This is a genomic window from Thalassospira sp. UBA4513 (assembly GCF_002388495.1).
Lineage (GTDB): Bacteria > Pseudomonadota > Alphaproteobacteria > Rhodospirillales > Thalassospiraceae > Thalassospira > Thalassospira tepidiphila.
Genome location: NZ_DGMR01000039.1, coordinates 239,043 through 258,445, shown reverse-complemented (window position 1 = coordinate 258,445; position 19,403 = coordinate 239,043). Strand labels below are relative to the sequence as shown.

The 19,403-nt window shown below is 54.7% G+C and carries 19 protein-coding genes; 4 read left to right on the top strand and 15 right to left on the bottom strand.

Annotated elements, in window-relative coordinates; all coding sequences use genetic code 11:
• From B2T33_RS18155 to B2T33_RS18110, 10 genes are all read right to left on the bottom strand, one after another.
• Window positions 1-971, bottom strand: a 971-nt coding sequence (locus B2T33_RS18155) for an urease subunit alpha (protein WP_286792802.1), incomplete at its 3' end; no start/stop codon positions are given.
• A gap of 17 nt (window positions 972-988) precedes the next feature.
• A complete protein-coding gene (locus tag B2T33_RS18150) occupies window positions 989-1,294 on the bottom strand; it encodes an urease subunit beta (RefSeq protein WP_008888419.1) in 306 nt (101 codons plus the stop codon).
• Between the two features lie 17 nt (window positions 1,295-1,311).
• Window positions 1,312-1,614, bottom strand: a complete 303-nt coding sequence (locus tag B2T33_RS18145; RefSeq protein ID WP_044829632.1) for an urease subunit gamma — start codon at window positions 1,612-1,614, stop codon at window positions 1,312-1,314.
• A gap of 26 nt (window positions 1,615-1,640) precedes the next feature.
• Entirely contained in the window at window positions 1,641-2,573 is a 933-nt protein-coding gene (locus tag B2T33_RS18140) for an urease accessory protein UreD (protein WP_286792801.1), read from the bottom strand.
• A 161-nt stretch (window positions 2,574-2,734) separates the two neighbouring features.
• On the bottom strand, window positions 2,735-3,430 hold the full coding sequence (gene urtE, locus B2T33_RS18135) for an urea ABC transporter ATP-binding subunit UrtE (protein ID WP_008888422.1): 696 nt from the start codon (window positions 3,428-3,430) through the stop codon (window positions 2,735-2,737).
• 12 nt (window positions 3,431-3,442) lie between these two features.
• On the bottom strand, window positions 3,443-4,243 hold the full coding sequence (gene urtD, locus B2T33_RS18130) for an urea ABC transporter ATP-binding protein UrtD (RefSeq protein ID WP_063086766.1): 801 nt from the start codon (window positions 4,241-4,243) through the stop codon (window positions 3,443-3,445).
• Window positions 4,240-5,415, bottom strand: a complete 1,176-nt coding sequence (urtC, locus tag B2T33_RS18125) for an urea ABC transporter permease subunit UrtC (protein ID WP_286792800.1) — start codon at window positions 5,413-5,415, stop codon at window positions 4,240-4,242. The genes urtD and urtC overlap by 4 nt, the downstream gene beginning before the upstream one ends.
• Before the next feature lie 3 nt (window positions 5,416-5,418).
• Window positions 5,419-7,122, bottom strand: coding sequence for an urea ABC transporter permease subunit UrtB (gene urtB / locus B2T33_RS18120; protein WP_286792799.1), 1,704 nt, complete (start codon window positions 7,120-7,122; stop codon window positions 5,419-5,421).
• 126 nt (window positions 7,123-7,248) lie between these two features.
• On the bottom strand, window positions 7,249-8,523 hold the full coding sequence (gene urtA, locus B2T33_RS18115) for an urea ABC transporter substrate-binding protein (protein ID WP_286792798.1): 1,275 nt from the start codon (window positions 8,521-8,523) through the stop codon (window positions 7,249-7,251).
• Between the two features lie 363 nt (window positions 8,524-8,886).
• The gene (locus B2T33_RS18110; protein WP_286792797.1) at window positions 8,887-9,840 is read right to left on the bottom strand and encodes a LysR family transcriptional regulator; all 954 of its coding nucleotides are present in this window, start codon (window positions 9,838-9,840) and stop codon (window positions 8,887-8,889) included.
• Window positions 9,841-9,940: 100 nt separating this feature from the next.
• Between B2T33_RS18110 and B2T33_RS18105 the strand changes: the two genes are divergently transcribed.
• A complete protein-coding gene (locus tag B2T33_RS18105) occupies window positions 9,941-10,924 on the top strand; it encodes an MBL fold metallo-hydrolase (protein WP_286792796.1) in 984 nt (327 codons plus the stop codon).
• A 106-nt stretch (window positions 10,925-11,030) separates the two neighbouring features.
• On the opposite strand, the gene B2T33_RS18100 is transcribed toward B2T33_RS18105, so the two are convergent.
• On the bottom strand, window positions 11,031-12,227 hold the full coding sequence (locus B2T33_RS18100; RefSeq protein WP_286792795.1) for a urate hydroxylase PuuD: 1,197 nt from the start codon (window positions 12,225-12,227) through the stop codon (window positions 11,031-11,033).
• A gap of 310 nt (window positions 12,228-12,537) precedes the next feature.
• On the opposite strand from B2T33_RS18100, the gene B2T33_RS18095 reads away from it, so the two are divergent.
• Window positions 12,538-13,449, top strand: a complete 912-nt coding sequence (locus B2T33_RS18095) for a LysR family transcriptional regulator (RefSeq protein WP_286792794.1) — start codon at window positions 12,538-12,540, stop codon at window positions 13,447-13,449.
• A gap of 73 nt (window positions 13,450-13,522) precedes the next feature.
• On the opposite strand, the gene B2T33_RS18090 is transcribed toward B2T33_RS18095, so the two are convergent.
• The 3 genes from B2T33_RS18090 to B2T33_RS18080 all read right to left on the bottom strand — a co-directional run bounded on the left by B2T33_RS18090 (window position 13,523) and on the right by B2T33_RS18080 (window position 16,386).
• Window positions 13,523-14,560 carry a histone deacetylase family protein gene (locus B2T33_RS18090; RefSeq protein ID WP_286792793.1) on the bottom strand — a complete coding sequence of 346 codons (1,038 nt, stop codon included), beginning with the start codon at window positions 14,558-14,560 and terminating at the stop codon, window positions 13,523-13,525.
• 78 nt (window positions 14,561-14,638) lie between these two features.
• Entirely contained in the window at window positions 14,639-15,808 is a 1,170-nt protein-coding gene (locus tag B2T33_RS18085) for a methyl-accepting chemotaxis protein (RefSeq protein ID WP_286792792.1), read from the bottom strand.
• 44 nt (window positions 15,809-15,852) lie between these two features.
• Window positions 15,853-16,386 carry a PAS domain-containing protein gene (locus B2T33_RS18080; protein ID WP_286792791.1) on the bottom strand — a complete coding sequence of 178 codons (534 nt, stop codon included), beginning with the start codon at window positions 16,384-16,386 and terminating at the stop codon, window positions 15,853-15,855.
• 408 nt (window positions 16,387-16,794) lie between these two features.
• Between B2T33_RS18080 and B2T33_RS18075 the strand changes: the two genes are divergently transcribed.
• The gene (locus B2T33_RS18075; RefSeq protein ID WP_286792790.1) at window positions 16,795-17,406 is read left to right on the top strand and encodes a hypothetical protein; all 612 of its coding nucleotides are present in this window, start codon (window positions 16,795-16,797) and stop codon (window positions 17,404-17,406) included.
• 83 nt (window positions 17,407-17,489) lie between these two features.
• Here the strand turns inward: B2T33_RS18075 and B2T33_RS18070 are convergent, their stop codons facing one another.
• A complete protein-coding gene (locus B2T33_RS18070) occupies window positions 17,490-18,527 on the bottom strand; it encodes a helix-turn-helix transcriptional regulator (RefSeq protein ID WP_286792789.1) in 1,038 nt (345 codons plus the stop codon).
• 284 nt (window positions 18,528-18,811) lie between these two features.
• Between B2T33_RS18070 and B2T33_RS18065 the strand changes: the two genes are divergently transcribed.
• The gene (locus B2T33_RS18065) at window positions 18,812-19,174 is read left to right on the top strand and encodes a hypothetical protein (protein ID WP_286792788.1); all 363 of its coding nucleotides are present in this window, start codon (window positions 18,812-18,814) and stop codon (window positions 19,172-19,174) included.
• The last annotated feature ends 229 nt before the right edge of the window (window positions 19,175-19,403 follow it).

Below are 19,403 nucleotides of genomic sequence, written 5' to 3'. Positions count from 1 at the left end.
AGGTGATGGCAGACCATCAGCATGTCCAGATGCTCGTCAATCGTATTGACCGTAAACGGACGGGTCGGATTGGTCGAGCTTGGCAGTACGTTGGCTTCGCCGCACAGCTTGATGATGTCTGGCGCATGGCCACCACCGGCACCTTCGGTATGGAAGGTGTGAATGGTTCGGCCCTTGAACGATGCACGGGTATGCTCGACAAAGCCGCTTTCATTCAATGTATCGGTATGGATCATGACCTGCACATCAAGGTCATCGGCAACTGATAAGCAGGTATCAATCGCAGCCGGGGTGGTGCCCCAGTCTTCATGAAGCTTCAGGCCGCACGCACCTGCCTTGACCTGTTCGATCAGCGATCCGGGCAGGGTCGCGTTGCCCTTGCCAAAGAAACCGATATTCATCGGAATACCGTCGGCTGCCTGCAGCATCCGGGCAATGTGCCACGGACCTGGCGTGCAGGTGGTGGCGTTCGTGCCCGCTGCCGGGCCGGTACCACCGCCCAGCATGCTGGTCACGCCGGAATAAAGCGCGTCTTCAACCTGCTGCGGGCAGATCCAGTGAATGTGGGCATCAATCCCGCCGGCGGTGATGATGTTGCCTTCACCGGCGATGATCTCGGTACCCGGACCGATGATGATATCAACACCGGGCTGCACATCCGGGTTTCCGGCCTTGCCGATCCCGGCAATGCGGCCATCGCGAATGCCAATATCGGCCTTGATGATGCCGGTGTAATCCAGGATCAGCGCATTGGTGATCACGGTATCCACCGCACCATCAGCGCGCGTTGCCTGTGACTGGCCCATGCCATCACGGATCACCTTGCCTCCGCCGAATTTGACTTCCTCGCCAAGGGTGGTGAAGTCTTTTTCGACCTCGATGATCAGATCGGTGTCCGCCAGACGGACCTTGTCACCAACAGTCGGGCCAAACATGGCCGCATAGGACGGACGATCAATTTCATAAGCCATTTATTCCATCCCTCCGCTTAAAGCTTGCCGTTGATTTTGGCGTTAAAGCCATAGACCGTGCCGGTTCCGGCATATTTCACCAGATTGACTTCGCGCGACTGGCCCGGCTCAAAACGAACAGCGGTACCGGCCGGGATATCAAGGCGAAAGCCACGTGCGGCTTCACGATCAAAATCAAGGCCCGGATTGGTTTCATAGAAATGATAGTGCGACCCCACCTGCACCGGACGGTCCCCGGTATTGGCAACGGTGATGGTTTTGGTTTCACGCCCCTCGTTCAGGATGAGGCTGCCTTCCTTGGTAATGATTTCACCTGGAATCATAACGCGCTCCTCTTTCCTTAACGGATCGGTTCATGAACGGTCACAAGCTTCGTCCCGTCCGGGAAGGTGGCTTCGACCTGAATTTCGTGGATCATTTCGGCAATGCCATCCATCACCTGATCGCGCGTTATCACGGTTGCCCCGTCGCGCATCAGATCGGCAACAGATTTGCCATCGCGCGCGCCTTCAACGACATAGTCGGTGATGATCGCGATCGCTTCGGGGTAATTAAGCTTCACCCCCCGTGCAAGGCGATTGCGCGCCACCATGGCGGCGACCGAGACCAGCAGTTTGTCCTTCTCGCGTGGCGTCAGATTCATGCCTGCCTACTCCTTGGCTTCATCAATTAAATCTCCCACAAACGCGGCAAGCGTGCGGGAAGCCCCCTTGTTTGATGGCGGAACGTTTTCCACCACGCGCCATACACCCGGCGCAATTTCATCGGATCGCGTGCCATGAAACGCGCTATCACAATCCCCTTCATCGCGGTCGCGGCACATAGCACATCGCGCGCCTCAAGCCCCTCGGTCGCCTGCGCCAGACAATCACGCGCGGCTTCAAGCTGATCTTCCGCGTCCTGCCCGACCAGAATGGCAGTCGCATTGGCACGTGCACCGTCAAAGGCGGCCGCATGATCAAGCATGCGCAACACATCGCCTTCCAGATGCAGCGCATCGCGCCAGATCGGACGTCCATCAATCGACACATCCCACGCATCGCGCGCAAGTCCGGTGGTAAACACCTCGCCGCGTGCAAGGCGGCCAAACACCATCATCTCGCCGGCCATGACCATGCCGCTGCCAGATGCGCATACTGTGGTTTTGCGTTTCAGGCGGGCCTGATCAAACAGGATGCTTTCATGGGGCAACCATTCAAGCCAGCCGCCATCAGCGACATCCAGATCAACCGACATCTCGCAATCCGGTCCGACCGACCGGTAAATCTTTTCTGCTGCCTGTGCAGTAAACAGGGCGGATGCGCCCGCCTCCACCTTGCCGGTAAAGGCCAGCTTATCGCCACCGACCATGCCACCCGATGTCGTGACCAGAACGGCCGTCGCCAGATCCCCCGCAACCGGGCGCGGGAACAGGATTTTCATCGGGTCACGGTAATAAAGATGATCAAGGGCTGCATTCCCGCCCTGATGTGCTGCACCCTTGCCCTGACGAAACGTCACCTCGGCCCGGCCATCGGTAATGATGCGGGCGGGCGTTACTGGCGTTTCCATCTCCGCATTCGAAATTGCGGATGTTGTCGGTTCAAGTTTGCGAAGCTGCACAAAGTCACCTGATTAATGCGGCCCACTGACGGGACCTTAATACCAAGGGTCATTACAGCAAGATGCGGGCCAACCGCCAACACCCTGCCGATACAGGGAGTTTGGCGGCATTTGGCCCGATTGACAGCATCCAGTTTGCGCAAAATTTTGGCAAATGCCGATCAAACAGTCAGATAGGCACGGACTTTTTCACGATCGAGTGTTTCCTTTGCGCCCGACAAAACAACCTCGCCACGTTCAAGTACGACAATCTCGTCGGCCAGTTCATGTGCGAATTCAAAGTACTGCTCCACCAGCAAGATCGCCATATCACCGCGATCGGCCAGCTGTTTGATAACGCGCTGAATGTCCTTGATGATCGATGGCTGAATGCCCTCGGTCGGCTCATCAAGTACCAGCAACCGCGGTCGGGTGACAAGCGCGCGCCCAATTGCAAGCTGCTGTTGCTGCCCACCCGAAAGGTCACCACCGCGACGCCCCAGCATGTCACGCAGCACCGGGAACAGTTCGAAAATCTCGTCCGGGATATGGCGCAGGGCACGCGGGAGTGCGGCAAAGCCGGTCTCAAGATTTTCCTTCACCGTCAGAAGCGGGAAAATCTCGCGCCCCTGCGGGACAATCGCGATCCCATTGGCCGAACGACGATATGACGGATCGCGCGAGATATCCTTGCCTTCCCATTTAATGTTGCCTTCCGTTATCGGGTGCTGACCAACAACGGCGCGCATCAGGGATGTTTTGCCAACCCCGTTACGGCCCAGAACCGCGGTAACCTTGCCGGTTTCAGCACTCAGCGACACCTTGCGCAACGCATGGGACGCCCCGTAAAACAGATCAATATTGCTGACATCAAGCATGTTCAATTCCCCCTAGCGGCCCAGATAGACTTCAATGACCCGCGGGTCTTTCTGCACGTGATCAAGGCGCCCTTCGGCCAGAACCGATCCTTCGTGCAAAACGGTCACCTTGCAATCAAGGTCACGGACGAATTCCATGTCATGCTCAACCACCACGACCGAATATTCCTTGGAAATCGACCGTAAAAGTTTCGCCGTTTCCTCGGTCTCGGAATCGGTCATCCCGGCAACCGGTTCATCGACCAGAAGAAGTTCGGGTTCCTGCATCAAAAGCATGCCGATTTCCAGCCACTGCTTCTGCCCGTGCGAAAGGTTGGCGGCCATCTCATCACGCTTGTCTTCAAGCATGATGGTCACCAACGTCTTTTCGATCTTGATCTTTTCCGCATCACTTAACCGATGGAACAGGGCCTGAAACACGCCGCGTCCGCCCGAACACGCCAAAAGCAGGTTGTCGAACACCGTATGGCTTTCAAACACCGTCGGCTTCTGGAACTTGCGCCCAATGCCCAGATTGGCAATCTCGGCCTCGTCCAGCTTGGTCAGGTCGATCTCGCTTTTAAACAGGACATCACCGGTATCAGGCCGCGTTTTGCCGGTGATGATATCCATCATGGTTGTCTTGCCCGCCCCGTTCGGGCCGATGATGGCGCGAAGTTCGCCCGGCTCGACATAAAATGACAGGTTATTGAGTGCCCGGAACCCGTCAAAGGTCACCGACACGCCGTCGACATAAAGGATGGTTTCCGACCGCGCGGATTTGACCTGTTCCTCGTCCGAGGCATTCTTTTGAATGGCGGCTGCTTCGCTCATGCCTTGCCTCCTTCATTCGCGCGTCGTTTACGCCAGGTCGTGAACAATGATTGCCGGTCGGCCGATCCGAATGCCGGTACCGCCCCGATCAAACCTTTTGGCAGGAACAGGGTCACCGCAATGAACAACCCGCCCAGGAAGAACAGCCAGAAATCCGGCATCGCCCCGGTAAAGAAGGTCTTGGCATAGTTGACGATAAACGCGCCAAGCACCGCCCCATAAAGCGTGCCACGCCCGCCAACCGCAACCCAGATGACGATTTCAATCGAAAGGGCCGGGGCAAACTCGCCCGGATTGATGATCCCGACCTGCGGCACATAAAGCGCACCGGCGATCCCGGCCATGACGGCCGAAACGGTAAAGACGAACAGCTTGTAATATTCAACCCGGTAGCCTGTGAAACGCACCCGGCTTTCGGCATCGCGAATGGCAATCAACACCTTGCCCAGACGCGACTGGGTAATGCCGCGCGCCACCGTATAGCAGATGCCAAGAAACACACAGGACGCGACAAACAAGCCAGCCCGTGTGCCATCCGATTGCAATGAATAGCCCAGCAGATCCTTGAAATCGGTCAGACCGTTATTGCCGCCAAAGCCCATATCGTTGCGGAAGAAAGCCAGCAAAAGCGCATAGGTCATGGCCTGCGTGATGATCGAAAGATACACACCCGTCACACGCGACCGAAAGGCAAGGAAGCCAAACACAAAGGCCAGAAGCCCTGGCACAAACATCGCCATAACGATGGCAAACCAGAACATGTCAAAGCCATACCAGTACCATGGCAATTCCTGCCAGTTCAGGAAGACCATAAAGTCCGGCAGGATCGGATCACCATAAACGCCACGATCCCCGATCTGACGCATCAGATACATACCCATGGCATACCCGCCGAGCGCAAAGAACGCCCCGTGACCCAGCGACAAAATCCCGCAGAACCCCCAGATCAGGTCGACACTAAGTGCCAGCAGCGCATAGCACAGATACTTCCCAAGCAGACTGACCATCCAGGTCGGCACATGGAAGGCGGAGCTTTCGGGCAACAACAGATTGCTTGCCGGCACCAGAATGGCGGCCGCAATCAGAATGCCCAAAAGGATCATCCCGCCACGGTCATTGAGCAGCCAGCCAATCACCGGCGTCATTTGATATTTTTGACGATAATCGGTCATGGATCAGGCCTCCACCGCGCGACCTTTAAGGGCAAAAAGCCCCTTGGGTCGTTTCTGGATAAACAGGATCAGCGCAATCAGGACAAAGATCTTGGCCAGAACGGCACCTGCCATCGGCTCAAGGAACTTGTTCACAATGCCAAGGCTAAACGCGCCCAGCACCGTACCCCAAAGGTTCCCGACCCCGCCAAACACGACGACCATGAAACTGTCGATAATGTAAGTCTGACCAAGGTTCGGGCTGACGTTTGAAATCTGGCTGAGCGCCACACCGGCGATGCCTGCGATCCCCGATCCCAGACCAAAGGTCAGCGCATCGACATAACCGGTGCGAATACCAACCGATCCGGCCATACGCCGGTTCTGGGTAACGGCGCGCATCTGCAAACCAAACGCGGTATACCGCAGCACGGCTGCAATACCGGCCACCACGATGATGCTAAACAAAATGATCCACAGCCGGTTATAGGTCAGCACCAGACCGGTCGAAAATTCAATTGCGCCACTCATGAAATCAGGTGCGGTGACCTGCTGGTTGGTCGCCCCGAAAATCGTTCGGATTGCCTGCTGCAAGACAAGGCTGACACCCCACGTAGCCAGCAGCGTTTCAAGCGGCCGACCATAGAGGAAACGGATCACGGATCGTTCGATCACAACCCCGACCGCACCGGCGACCAAAAAGGCGGCTGGCACTGAAATCACCAATGACCATGCCGACCCGGATGGCAGAATGGACCCAAGCGCCTGCTGCACCATAAAGGTGGTATAGGCACCGATCATGATCATTTCGCCATGCGCCATGTTGATCACGCCCATCACACCAAAGGTGATGGCAAGACCAACCGCCGCGAGCAACAAAACCGATCCCAGACTGATACCGCGATAGACATCCCCAATCGTCTGCCAGGTCGACAGGCGCCCCTCGACGGATTCAAGCGCATCCTTGGCGGCGGCAACCACTTCGGGCTCGTAACCTTCTGCCTCGGCACTGGCGACAAATTGCGACAGCACCGCACGGATTTGCGGCGTGGTTTCGCTGGCCAGAACATCAATCGCACTTAGGCGTTCTTCGGTAGTTTCACCGGCTGCCAGCGCCATGGTGGCCTGCGCCAGTTCCATGCGTGCCAGAAGCGTTTCATCCTCTTCGCGATCAATCGCGCGCAGAAGCAATGGCAACATCGCCGGATCACGGGCATCCATGATCTGCTCGACCGCAGCACTTCGGATATTGAGATCCGGGCTAAACAGGTTCAGCGTCGCCAACGCATCGCGCAGCGCACCCCGCAGACGGTTGTTGATCTTGATCTTGGAGAGTTCCTTGGATGAACTTTCACCGACTTCTTCGCCGCTGACGATGTCGATATGGGTAAAGACTTTGCCCTTTTTGGTGGCGATGACGACATGCTCGTCGCTGTCGCGAACATAAAGGTCACCGTCAAGCATGGCCTTAAGGATCGGGGCAACACGCGGATCACCGTCCGCTGCCATTTCCTCGATCACCGCGACCTTCTTGGTCGCACTTTTATCATTTAACTGTTCGGCGATGTTTCGCAGTTCTTCGTCACTGAATGCCTGTGCGCTATTGGGTGTTGCGATCACAAGCAGGGCCAGACACGCGATCATGACACCCAGTCGAAGGGCAACGTCACGCGTTTTGGCCAATGAGAACGGAGAACGGCGCAGCACTGAAAACATGTCATTGCGCATGATCACCAAACCTTTGAATTCAATATGGAAAATTGGATAAAGAAAACGCGGACAGCAGACAGGTGCTGATTGCGTTGAAAATGAACAGGCCGGTCGCGTTGCCACGACCGGCCCATCCGAAACCAATTAGTACATCGGTTTTTCACAGTTGCCGCAGACCCACGGATAGGTCCAGTCGGCGGTCAGCTTTGCGCTTTCCGGCAGGAAGTCCGACCATGCATCGCCAACGACGGTGCCTTCGGTTTCCCAAACGATGTCAAACTGGCCATCATCCTGAACTTCGCCGATCAGAACCGGCTTGGACAGGTGGTGGTTGGTGTTCATGACAGCGGTACCGCCGGTCAGGTTTGCAACTTCCTGGCCATACATTGCCTGACGAACCGCATCGACATCGGTGGTGCCAGCCTGCTCGACAGCCTGTTTCCACATGTTAAAGCCGATATAGGTTGCTTCCATCGGGTCGTTGGTTACGCGCGACTCATCACCGATGAAGGCGTGCCATTTTTCGATGAAGGCCGTGTTGGCATCAGACTCAACCGACTGGAAGTAGTTCCAGGCAGCAAGATGACCAACCAGCGGCGCTGTATCGATACCAGCCAGTTCTTCTTCACCAACCGAGAAGGCAACAACCGGAATGTCTTCGGCCTTGATGCCCTGGTTTGCCAGTTCCTTGTAGAACGGAACGTTCGCGTCACCGTTAATGGTCGAAACCACGGCCGTTTTCTTGCCAGCAGATGCGAATGCTTTCACGTCAGCAACGATCGACTGCCAGTCAGAATGACCGAACGGGGTGTAGTTCTCCATGATGTCTTCATCGGAGATACCCTTGCCGTTCAGGTAAGAACGCAGGATCTTGTTGGTGGTACGCGGATAAACATAGTCGGTACCCAGAAGAACGATACGCTCGGCAGAGCCGCCATCTTCGCTCATCAGGTAATCAACAGCCGGAATGGCCTGTTGGTTCGGAGCTGCACCGGTATAGAATACGTTGCGCGAGCTTTCCTCACCTTCGTACTGAACCGGATAGAACAGCATGCTGTTGAGTTCTTCGAAGACCGGCAGAACCGATTTACGCGAAACCGACGTCCAGCAACCGAAGACAACAGCAACCTGTTCCTGTTCGATCAGTTCGCGTGCCTTTTCAGCAAACAGCGGCCAGTCAGAAGCCGGGTCAACAACAACGGCTTCGACTTGTTTGCCAAGCAGACCACCGTTCTTGTTCAGGTCATCAACCAGCATCAGGACAGTGTCCTTCAGCGTGGTTTCGGAAATCGCCATCGTCCCGGAAAGAGAGTGCAGCACACCAACTTTGATGGTTTCTGCTGCCTGTGCGGCTGACATTGCCATTGCAGACACTGCCATGGCCCCGGCGCCGACAAGCGCTTGAAGCTTCTTATTCATTTATAGCCTCCACTGAGTTTTTATTGCACCGCCGTTGCACTTGCTAAAACCGTGCCAGACTCAGAGGCCATATCGAATAAAATCGCGAATCGAGGGATTCTCACGCAATAAGAAACTATTTTACAGCTATTTCGGGGAAAATATTTGCGCAAGCCGTGTTTTGAATGATTATTTTTCAATCATTGATTACATTTTGATTAATTTTTGATCATGTTGACGTCAGGGTTTTCACAGCCTATCTGGAGCGCGGAAGTTTCGCCTGCGCTGAGCTTATTGCACCACAATCTGCCTTGTGTCGGCCGGCTTCCCGCCCCGTCGGGAGACCGGCGGGGCGCTTTGATTTCTGGCTGTATTTGTCCGGAATCACTCGGCCGCCTGCAATTCGCGGTCCGGCGCGATCGCGTTAATTGCTGTGCGGATTTGATCACGCAACCAGATCAGACCAACATCCTTGTCCGTCCACACAGCCCAGTTCATCCTCACCGGCGGAAACGCCACATCAATCGGCATCGGGCAATAAGACAACCCGAATAACGGCGCATACTGGTTGGCAATGCGACACGGCACAGTGGCAATCACGGCACTGTTTCGGGCCGCTGCCAAAAGTGGCATGAAATCAGGTGCCGCCAGAACAACATCAAGTTCAATCCCCATCCCCTGAAGCGCGACACCAACACACCCGGCGACATTCTCCGTCTGGGACAGAACCGCATGCCGCGATGCCAGATATTGCGCACGCGACATCGGCAGCGGCAAATCGAGAATATCAGGATTAAAACAACAGGCGACTTCCGAGTTGAACAGAACCTCGCCGAAATGGCCTGTGTTGAGTTGGCTTTTGCAGCCAATCGCCAGATCGATCTCGCCGCCATTGATCATTCCATCAACGGTTTCAGATGTGATGGTACGGCTCAAAATCTTGATACCCGGTGCCTGCTGCTGCAAATGCTGCATCAGAACCGGCAACAAAATCATGTCCATTTCACCCGTCACGCCCAACCGAAAAACACGCTGGGCGGTTTGCGGATCAAAAGAATCCGTCGCATGAAGGGCGTTCTGTGCCTGGGAAAGGGCGGTGCGCACCGGCCCGGCCAGCGCACGGGCTTTTGCTGTCGGCTGCATTTTCTGACCCACACGCACAAACAGGTCATCAGCCAGCAACATCCGCAAGGTATTGAGATTGTGGCTCATTGCCGACTGCCCGATGCGCAGTTTCTCGGCCGCCTTGGTCACGCTCATTTCCTGCATCATGGCGTCAAACGCAATCATCAGGTTGAGGTCAAATGACCGTAAATTGAAATGATCAATATTATCCATGACTGGTATCGATTTGATTACTGACTGATCGCACTATAGCCTTTCCCCATCAGCTTACAACCCGCCGGTTCACACCGGCATGATTTGAGGGAAAAGAAAAATGCTATCACGTCGTGATTTGCTCAAAAGCACGCTTGCCGCCGGTGCCGTTGGCGCGATTGGCAGCACCGTCTTTGTGCCACTGGCCGCAAAGGCAAAGGCACCGCTGGTTGGCACACAGGCACCGGGCTATTACCGGGTCATGGTCGGCGATGTCGAAGTCACCGCCCTTTCGGATGGTGCGGCCCAGTTCCCGATCGCCGATCTTTATGTCAACACCACGCCCGAACAGGCCCGCCTGGCCCTTGCCAATGCGTTTCAGGGAACCCCAACCTATCTTTCGGTCAATGCCTATTTGCTGAATTTCGGGGATCGTCTTGTATTGCTTGATGCGGGTACGAGCGATCTGATGGGACCGGCACTTGGCAAACTTCCGGCCAATATGATTGCCTCGGGCTACCACCCTGATCAGGTCGATGATGTTGTGATTACCCACATTCATCCCGACCATACCGGTGGCCTGACACTGGCTGGCAACAAGGTCTTTGCCAATGCCACCGTGCATGTTCCAGAGGCAGACGCCGCGTTCTGGCTCAGTGCTGAAAACAAGGCGACCGCACCCGAAGACGCCAAGGCGTTCTTTGATCAGGCGGTTGCGGCCCTGACCCCCTATATCGATAGTGGCAAGCTTGTGAAATATGCACCCGATGCCCCGGCCATCGAAGGCATGGTCAACACCACTTTCCGCCCCGGACACACGCCGGGCCACAGCGCGCTTTGGATCGAAAGCAAGGGCGAGAAGTTTGTTTACTGGGGCGACATTACCCATGGCGATGTCGTGCAGTTTGACGATCCGAATATTGCCATCGCCTTTGACGGCGACACCGACATGGCAATCAAATCACGCGAAGCGGCCTTTGCCGAAGCGGTACAGGAAAAATACCTGGTTGCCGGTTGCCACGTCGCCTTCCCGGGATTTGGTCATGTGCGCGAAGATGCCACCATGTATGACTGGGTACCGATGAACTATCGCGCTGACATTTAGGTTGGATTTGATCCCCCATCCCCGCCGACCTTAAAACAATCCGTCAACGCAAAAGAGCGGTCGTGCAATACGACCGCTCTTTCCTTTGTATTTCGTTCCTGTCTGCTTATTCCGGCATGCCTGCGCGGATCCACTGACCAAGCTGCTCGCGTTCCTCGTCGGTCATTTCCGTCATATTGCCAAGCGGCATGGCCCGGCCAATAACCGCCTGTGCCAGAACACGCTGCGCATTGGCTTCGATCTGGGCCAGATCATCAAACATCACGCCTGCCGGGGCTTCGTCAAAACCCTCGTCACTCGGGTTCGCCGAATGGCAGGTCGAACAACGGGTCTGAACGATGGCCAAGGCATGATTGGCAGTAATCACGTCTTCATCGGCACGCTTGACCGCGTCCGGGTCATAGGATGCAAACATCGCAAGGATCGCCATACCGACCGCAGCCGACGGAAGCTGCCAGGCAATCGCCTTGCCGGTGCCGCCAGCATTGCGCGTGTTAAAGAAATGGCGCACCAGCCCACCGATGATCAGGATCAGACCGACAATCAGCCATGACTGATCATGGGAAAACAGCATCGAATAGTGATTGCTGATCATCATCAGCAAGACCGGAAGCGTCAGGTAGTTGTTGTGCGTTGAACGCTGCTTGGCCTGGAGACCCAGTTTCGGATCGGGCTTTTCCCCAGCCATCAGGCTGGCCACGACCTTTTTCTGGTTCGGAATGATGATGCGAAACACATTGGCGGCCATGATCGTGCCAATCATCGCACCGACATGAATAAACGCACCGCGCCCGCTGAACACATGGGTAAACAGATAACTCGCCGCCATGATCAGGATGAACAGTGCAACCGCCAGCGTATCGGTGCGTTTGCCAATCGCGCTTTTGCAGATGATGTCATAGATCACCCAACCGGCAAACAGGCTGCCAAGCCCAATCAGGATCGCATCCATCTTGGTCAGCGCCAGAACGCTTGGGTCGATCAGATAGCTTTCGGCACTCCAGTAATACATGGTGACCAAAAGTGCGAAGCCGGTAATCCAGGTGAAATAGGCCTCGTATTTGAACCAGTGCAGTTCTGGCGGCATGGAACTGGGTGCCACCATCCATTTGTTCACATGATAGAACCCGCCACCATGCACCATCCAGGCCTCGCCATAGACACCTTCATTCATTTCCGGGCGCTTGCGCAAACTCAGGTCAAGCCAGACGAAATAGAACGAAGACCCGATCCAGGCGATGCCCGTAATCAAATGCGCCCAGCGCAGGATCAGATTGATCCAGTCCTGAAACAGAATATCCACGGTGCTTGAAACCTCCGTCTCGCCTGTGCGCGGTTTCCGGCGCGCTGGCAGCCCTGCCTTGATGATGCCCCGGGACGCATGAATGGCTCTGATGGCAGCATTTTGCCCGGGTTTAATTCAGTCGATCTGTTTCCTGTCCTATCACAGTCGCCCGACCGCCTCTATTATTTAGGGGTTGAGCATAATCGAAATGACTTTCAAAATAATCTTTAAAATGGCAGAGTGTGGCCGCTAATCTGCACATATAATGATTTAAAGCGCCCACCAGAAATCAAGAAACAGCCCTCAGACATCAGGAGCTTCCCGCACCATGTCCGACTTTGAGGACATCCAGATTTTTGTCCGTGTTGCCGAACTTGGCAACCTTTCTGCTGCCGGGCGTGAATTGCGCCATTCGGCGGCTGTTGTGTCAAACCGGATTGCCCGCCTTGAAGAACGGCTTGGGGTGCGTTTGCTGAACCGCACAACGCGCCGGGTCAACCTGACGACCGAGGGGGATGTTTATTACCGGCACTGCCTGCGCATTCTTTCGGAAATGCAGGAAGCCGAAAACGCCATCGCCAACCAGAAAAATACTACCCGCGGCCCGGTCACGCTGACCTGCCCGGTGGCATTCGGCAACAAGTTTGTCGCCCCGATCATTCCGAAATTCGTCGAACAGAACCCGGATGTGCAAATCCGCCTGCATCTGTCTGATCGGTTGCTCGATCTGTTGCAAGACAAGGTCGATCTTGCCATCCGCATTGCCGAGCTTAAGGAAAGCTCGCTGATTGTCCGCAAGCTGGCCACCAACAAACGTATGCTGGTCGCAAGCCCGGATTATCTCAAAAAGAACGGCGCACCCAAGGTGCCCGCCGACCTTTTGAACCACAATTGCCTGCTGCTGCGCTTCCCGGGATCACAGCAATATCAATGGACCCTGCAAGGACCAAATGATGAACCACCGGTCACGCTGGCTGTCGCCGGTTCGATGGATTCCGATAACAGCGAGGTCCTGACCCGCTGGTGCCTTGACGGGCATGGCATTTCACTGAAATCGAACTGGGAAGTCGACGAATATCTGCGCGAAGGACGCCTTCAACGCGTCCTGCCCGATTACCAGCCACCATCACATGCGGTCTATACGCTCTATCCAGAAAACCGCTATCTGCCGACGCGCGTCCGCGCCTTTGTCGATTTTCTGGTCGCGGAATTTGGCGGCACGCCGCCCTGGGAACGTTAAAAAAATTGAACGCCAAACAAAAACGCCCCGGCTTCTGCTCGGGGCGTTTTTTTGGCATTCGATTTAGGCCGGTCTAGCTTTTGGCAAGCGCCAGATACCCGCTCAGAACCGCAGCAACGTTTTGCCCAATCACGTCATGGGCATAACCGCCTTCCATGGTGAACATGGTTTTAAGCCCCATCCGCCCGATCATCTGCCCGATGCGGTTGAAATCATCGGTCTGTAGCTTGAAGTCGCAAATCGGTTCGGCTTCGTGGGCGTCAACACCAAGGGCCACCACCAGTGCATCGGCCTGCCAGGTCAGAAGTTTCTGCATTGCCTTGGCAAAGCCAGCCCCCCACCCCGCGAAATCACTGCCACCCGGCAGCGGAATATTCAGGTTGGCACCCTGCCCGTCATTGCGCCCGGTTTCATTGGCATAGCCCATGAAGAACGGGAACTGATGGGCTGGATCGGCATGGATGGAAATCGTCAGAACATCCCCACGCTCATAGAAAATATCCTGCGCACCGTTGCCGTGGTGATAGTCGATATCAAGAATGGCGACCTTTTTTGCGCCCTTGGAAATCATGTGCTGGGCGGCGATGGCAGCATTGTTCAAGAAGCAATATCCACCATAACGGTTGGCATGGGCATGGTGTCCCGGCGGGCGTGTCAGGGCAAAGGATGCTTCGCCTTCGCTCCAGGTTGCTTCGGCTGCCGATATGACGGTCTGCGCGCCCCAATAGGCTGCTTTCCAGGTTCCCTGGGTAATCGGTGTATCAGATGAAATGGCGTACTGACCAAGGCGCGCACTGATATGTTCGGGCTTGCCACCAGAAAATCCGCCAGTCGGCCAGACATAGGGAAAGGCGTCACCGCTTTTCCCTGCCTTGGTCCATTCGCTCCAGGCGTTTTCCAGAAAATCAATATAGTCCGGCTCATGGATCGCGCGGATCGGGCCGATGCCGTGGTCGGTCGGATCGACCAGCTGCGCCTTGATCGCGTGCGCGACGGCATCACGAATGATCGGAATACGCCGGGCATTCTCGAAACATGGCACCATGCGTCCGTGATGCATTTCGCCTGCCCCGTCATGGGCATCGTGGCGCGAATTGAAGAAAACCCGCATGGCACCGCTCTCCTGACTGAAAATCCTGACCGGGTACCATCATGACGCCCGACGCATCCTGTTGCACGCAGAAAGAGGCTATTTCTTGGCGGTATAAAGCAGCTTTTCGATGGTATCGAGGAACACACCCAACTGATTGCGCAGGCTTTCCGACTGATCGGCAAGACGGCTGGCCATGTCACGCGTGGTGTCGGCAGCCTCCCCGGTACGCCCGGCCATATCGGAGACCACGGTGATATTGTCGGTGACTTCCTGTGCGCCACTTGATGCCTGTTCGACATTGCGCGTGATGTTGGTCGACAAGTTCGCCTGCGTTTCGACATTGCCCGAAATCGTGTCCGAACGTGCCGCCAGATCATCGATCACGCCTGCAATTTCGCGGATCGAGCCAACCGACTGTTCAATCGCGGTCTGAATGTCCTGAACCTTTTCCTCGATGCTTTCGGTCGCCTTGCTGGTCTGGTTGGCAAGTCCCTTGACCTCGTTGGCAACAACGGCAAAGCCCTTGCCGGCTTCACCGGCGCGCGCAGCCTCGATCGTCGCATTCAGTGCAAGCAAGTTGGTCTGAGCCGCAATGTCACGGATAAAGCTGACCACTTCAACGATCTCGCCAGCCGCCGCTTCCAGCTGTCCGATACGACCATCGGTTTCCTGGGCAAGGCCGTTCGCCCGGTTGGCGATCTCAACCGATTCACGTGCCTGTTCGGACACATTGCGGATTGCCTCGTTCAGCTCTTCGGATGCGGCCGAAAGTTCGCTGACATTGGCCGCCGTCTGGCGGGCCGCGGCGGCAACGTTGGTCGAACGTGAACTGGTTTCGTGCGCGATGGAATTGGCGTCCCCGGATGCCTCGGAAAGGGCGGATGCGGCATTGGCAATGTCATCAACCGCGGCAAAGGAACCGCTTTTGAATTCACCAAGAATTTCAGCAAACCCGGACAGTTTCTTTTCGATGGAGGCACTGGCCGCATTAATCCGCTGGGCCGAAGAAAGGTAATCCCCGACCAGCCCGGTTTCGACAATGCGTCGGTAATAACGGTTTTCGGAAACCGCCCCCATGGATGCCGCACTTTCGCGCAGGAACGCATCATTGCGGTCAATCAGCCGGTTGATCGCAATAAACAGTTCGCGCATGTCAGGATGACTGTCGACATTGGTAATACGGGCTTCGTAATCACCATCGGCTGCGGCCAGGACCACGTCCAGTGCCTTTTTGATACCTGATTTTGAACTACCAAACAGCGACATTAGAACCTCAAACCTTGTGTTTCCGGGAACCGCTTTGCGATCCTCTAGAGACTTTGAATAAACTCGTCGTACGACATGCCCATATCAGAAAGCTTCTGTGACAAGGCCTCGGATGCGGCTTTCATGCCATCCTTGCGGTTGGGCAGGCTTTCCTCGATTTTGCGAAGCTCCGCATAGAGAGGAATGATCGTTTCGCTCAAAACCTTTGGATCGGGCACCCGGCGATTGGAATGATATCCAATCACCTTGTGATTGGCGTCAAATGACGGCGTCACGTGGGCATAGACCCAATAATGATCCCCGTTGCTGGCCATATTCACGACATAGGCAAAAATCTCGTGACCGGATGAAATCCGATCCCACATAAGCTTGAAAACGCTGCGCGGCATATCCGGATGTCGGATCAGCGCATGCGGCTTCCCCAAAACCTCACCTTCCGAATAATCAGAAAGGCGCAAAAACACCTCATTGGCGTAGGTAATATGCCCTTTGAGATCCGTCTTGCTGACGATCAATTCTTCCGGTTTGAAATGACGTTCCCGCCCAGAAGGCTGAATGCCTGAAGGCTTTTCACTCACCTTTAAGACCCCGATACTTTATTTTTATTTCCAAACATGCCCGCAATTTCGGGCTGCGGTCAGGATGAATTACTCGATTATCATGTGAAAATGATCGTGCGAAGCTAAATATTATTTTTCCACACGTTTCATTCTCAATACCTAACACAGTAATCTGGAATTATTATTGGATAAAGTATTATCCACCCAATACAAAATCAACCTTTGGTTGCAAATACGTATCATCAGTGCCCATGCGAACATTCTATGCTTCACGCGCACATTCCAACCGATACTTCACATGCTTGAAACACATCCCCCGGACGGGGGATGTGCGAGTGAACAAAGTCACTTTTAATAACCTGACAAACGTCCCAGCCACCGAAACCATTCATCAAAAATGCCGGGTCGGCACATCAGGAGATCCACATGAAGAAACTTGTCATTTCGTGCGCAATGCTTGGCGCACTGGCAGCCTGCCAAACAACTGACAATGTCGTTCGCAATACGAATGTAAACCTTTTGTCGCTCGCAAAGCCGCAACTTGCAGCAGGCGATTCATATGCCTATTACCGCAATGGCGATCATGAAATTGCGACCGTATCGGCAGTTGGCGATGATGTTTACAGCTTTGAAGTAACCGATGGCCCGGGCGACGGGTGCACCTATGTCGGCGAAGGTTTCCTTGCACCGGACATCCAGTGGGCTAATTGCGACAGTTCCACCGGCACGCAAATGATAACCAAAACCGGCGAAATCTGGCCGCTTAAGATCGGCAACACCGTATCCTATGCTGTCGAAGGCACGGATGGAACCGACAGCTGGACCCAGACCCGTGACTGCAGCGTTGTCGGCACCGCAATGGTAACCATCGGAACTGGCACGATCCCGACCTACGAAGTCGTCTGCAAGGATGGTTCGAACACCCGTACCTGGTTCTATTCCCAAAGCCACAAATGGCCGGTCAAATACACCAAGGTTCACAAAAAACGTGGTCTTGTAGATGTACGCGAACTTGATCTTGGCCAGAAGGCAGGCTGATCAGGTGATGTGACGCATATTGGTGCCATCACCCCTGACCCGGCATCAATTGAGGTCTGGCTTCTGTACCTGGGAGCCAGACCTCATCGCGGCAAAATCTGGTCTTCCTTGAGCGGGATGATCATCTGTACGGCCAGACGCACAAGTTCCAGCCGATCCTTTGCACCGGTCTTGCGATAAACGCTGGCGAGCTGAGACTTGACCGTTTCCGGCCCCTTGCCAAGATGCTCGGCAATCTCGCTGTTACTCAAACCGCGTAAGACGGCATCGAATACATCGGTTTCTGTTCGTGTAAGCGCAAAATGACGATTGAGAAGATCAGTGTTGATATCGGTGTACCAGAACGGATCAACCACCGTTGCCAAGACACCAGAAAACTGCCCGCCGAATGTACCCTGCTTTTCGCGCAACGGGGCGAGATCGAGCAAATAGGCACTACTTTCATTAACACGGCTGTTAAGACGCAGGTTTTCAGATGCTTTTTCGATAATCGCCTGCTGACTCAGTTTGTAGACGGCTTGTGACAACCGTCTGGCATCCTGATCATCATTGGCGGTCAATTTCTGACCCGGTCCGACGATTAGTGCGTCACGGCTATCAAGGATGCGGGTGAACTCTTCGTTGATGATGACGATTTCGCCCTTGGCGTTGAGGATCGCAACCCCAATGCGCAATCGATCCAGCACATCAAGAAACGCCCCATAGCGATGCCTTAACAGATGCACCGGCCGGTTCATTTCCAAAACCTTTGTCAGGTGTGGACCAAGGAAGCGCAGCTTGTCAGATGCATCGGATGGCACAAACGGGCTGTCATCGCGATAATGCACAGCCAGAATATCGTAGCCGGCTGCATCCTTGGAAACACACATTCCGGCTGCCTGCGTGCAGCCGGTAGTCTTTTCCAGCCAAGGATAAAATCGCGAAGGTGAATGATCCCCGTTTTGATGCCGGACATCGTCACCGACGGTAAAATCATAAAGCTTTTGTTCGTGATAATAGGCCGATCCGTCATTCTGGTTCAGCCCAAGGCTGATATATTCATCAAGCGCAGATTGCGGGATCCAGCTATTGGCATGAAACGAATATTCGGTAATTTCAGGGCGGATTTTCTCAATATGCATGATAACTGCGTTGCGTGTTCCCAACTTGCTTGCAAGCCAGTCCAGTCGCTCGCTCCACAATTCAGGGGCGATTGCCGCTTCATACAATAAGGGAATCAGACGGTTCAGATCGTCAAGGTGCGGATCACCAAACTTCAACCAACGACTCCCTAGTATAATCACGTACATATGACCATAATCCATTAACGGCATAAATCTTCGGAATTCAACGCGAAAGACTTACGAGTATTTTAAACTATAAGAACAAATACTCAGCTCAATGACATCAATACAAGGGCATTCGAATGTCGAAAGATCTTCGGAATTTTCCATATCGTGTCGTTATTCACGAGAAACATTCCGCCCAAGCTGTGCTGGACTGGCTCGACATCAATGTCATGAGCAAGAACTGGACGATGGGCATTCGGAATATCGAACTCCCGCGTGGCGACCAGAATGCCCCGATTGTCGATATGGTGATCTATTTCAATCGCCGTGAAGATATGGAACGCTTCCGCGACAAGTGGGCCGGTAAAACCCGCGAACACAAGGTCAAGCTGCATGGCTGGCGCGCAGCACTCTATGCCTTGCGGCATCCAAAAACCGAAATGATCGCCTATGAAAAGTCAGACGAACCAAGTCGAGCCAATCCCAAGAAGCCGACCTGACAAACCGTCATAAGAAAAGCCCCGCGCAAGCTAATGCACGGGGCTTCGTCATTTAACCGATCCGGATGGATCGGAAATCCGACTTATTTCGGCAGTTCGGCATCGATGCCTTTGATGTACCAGTCCATGCCAAGCAGCATGCCGTCATCAGCAACTTCGCCTTCTGCAACGCGCAGTTCGCCAGCCTGATCATAGATCGGGCCGGTGAACGGGTGGAATTCACCCGAAG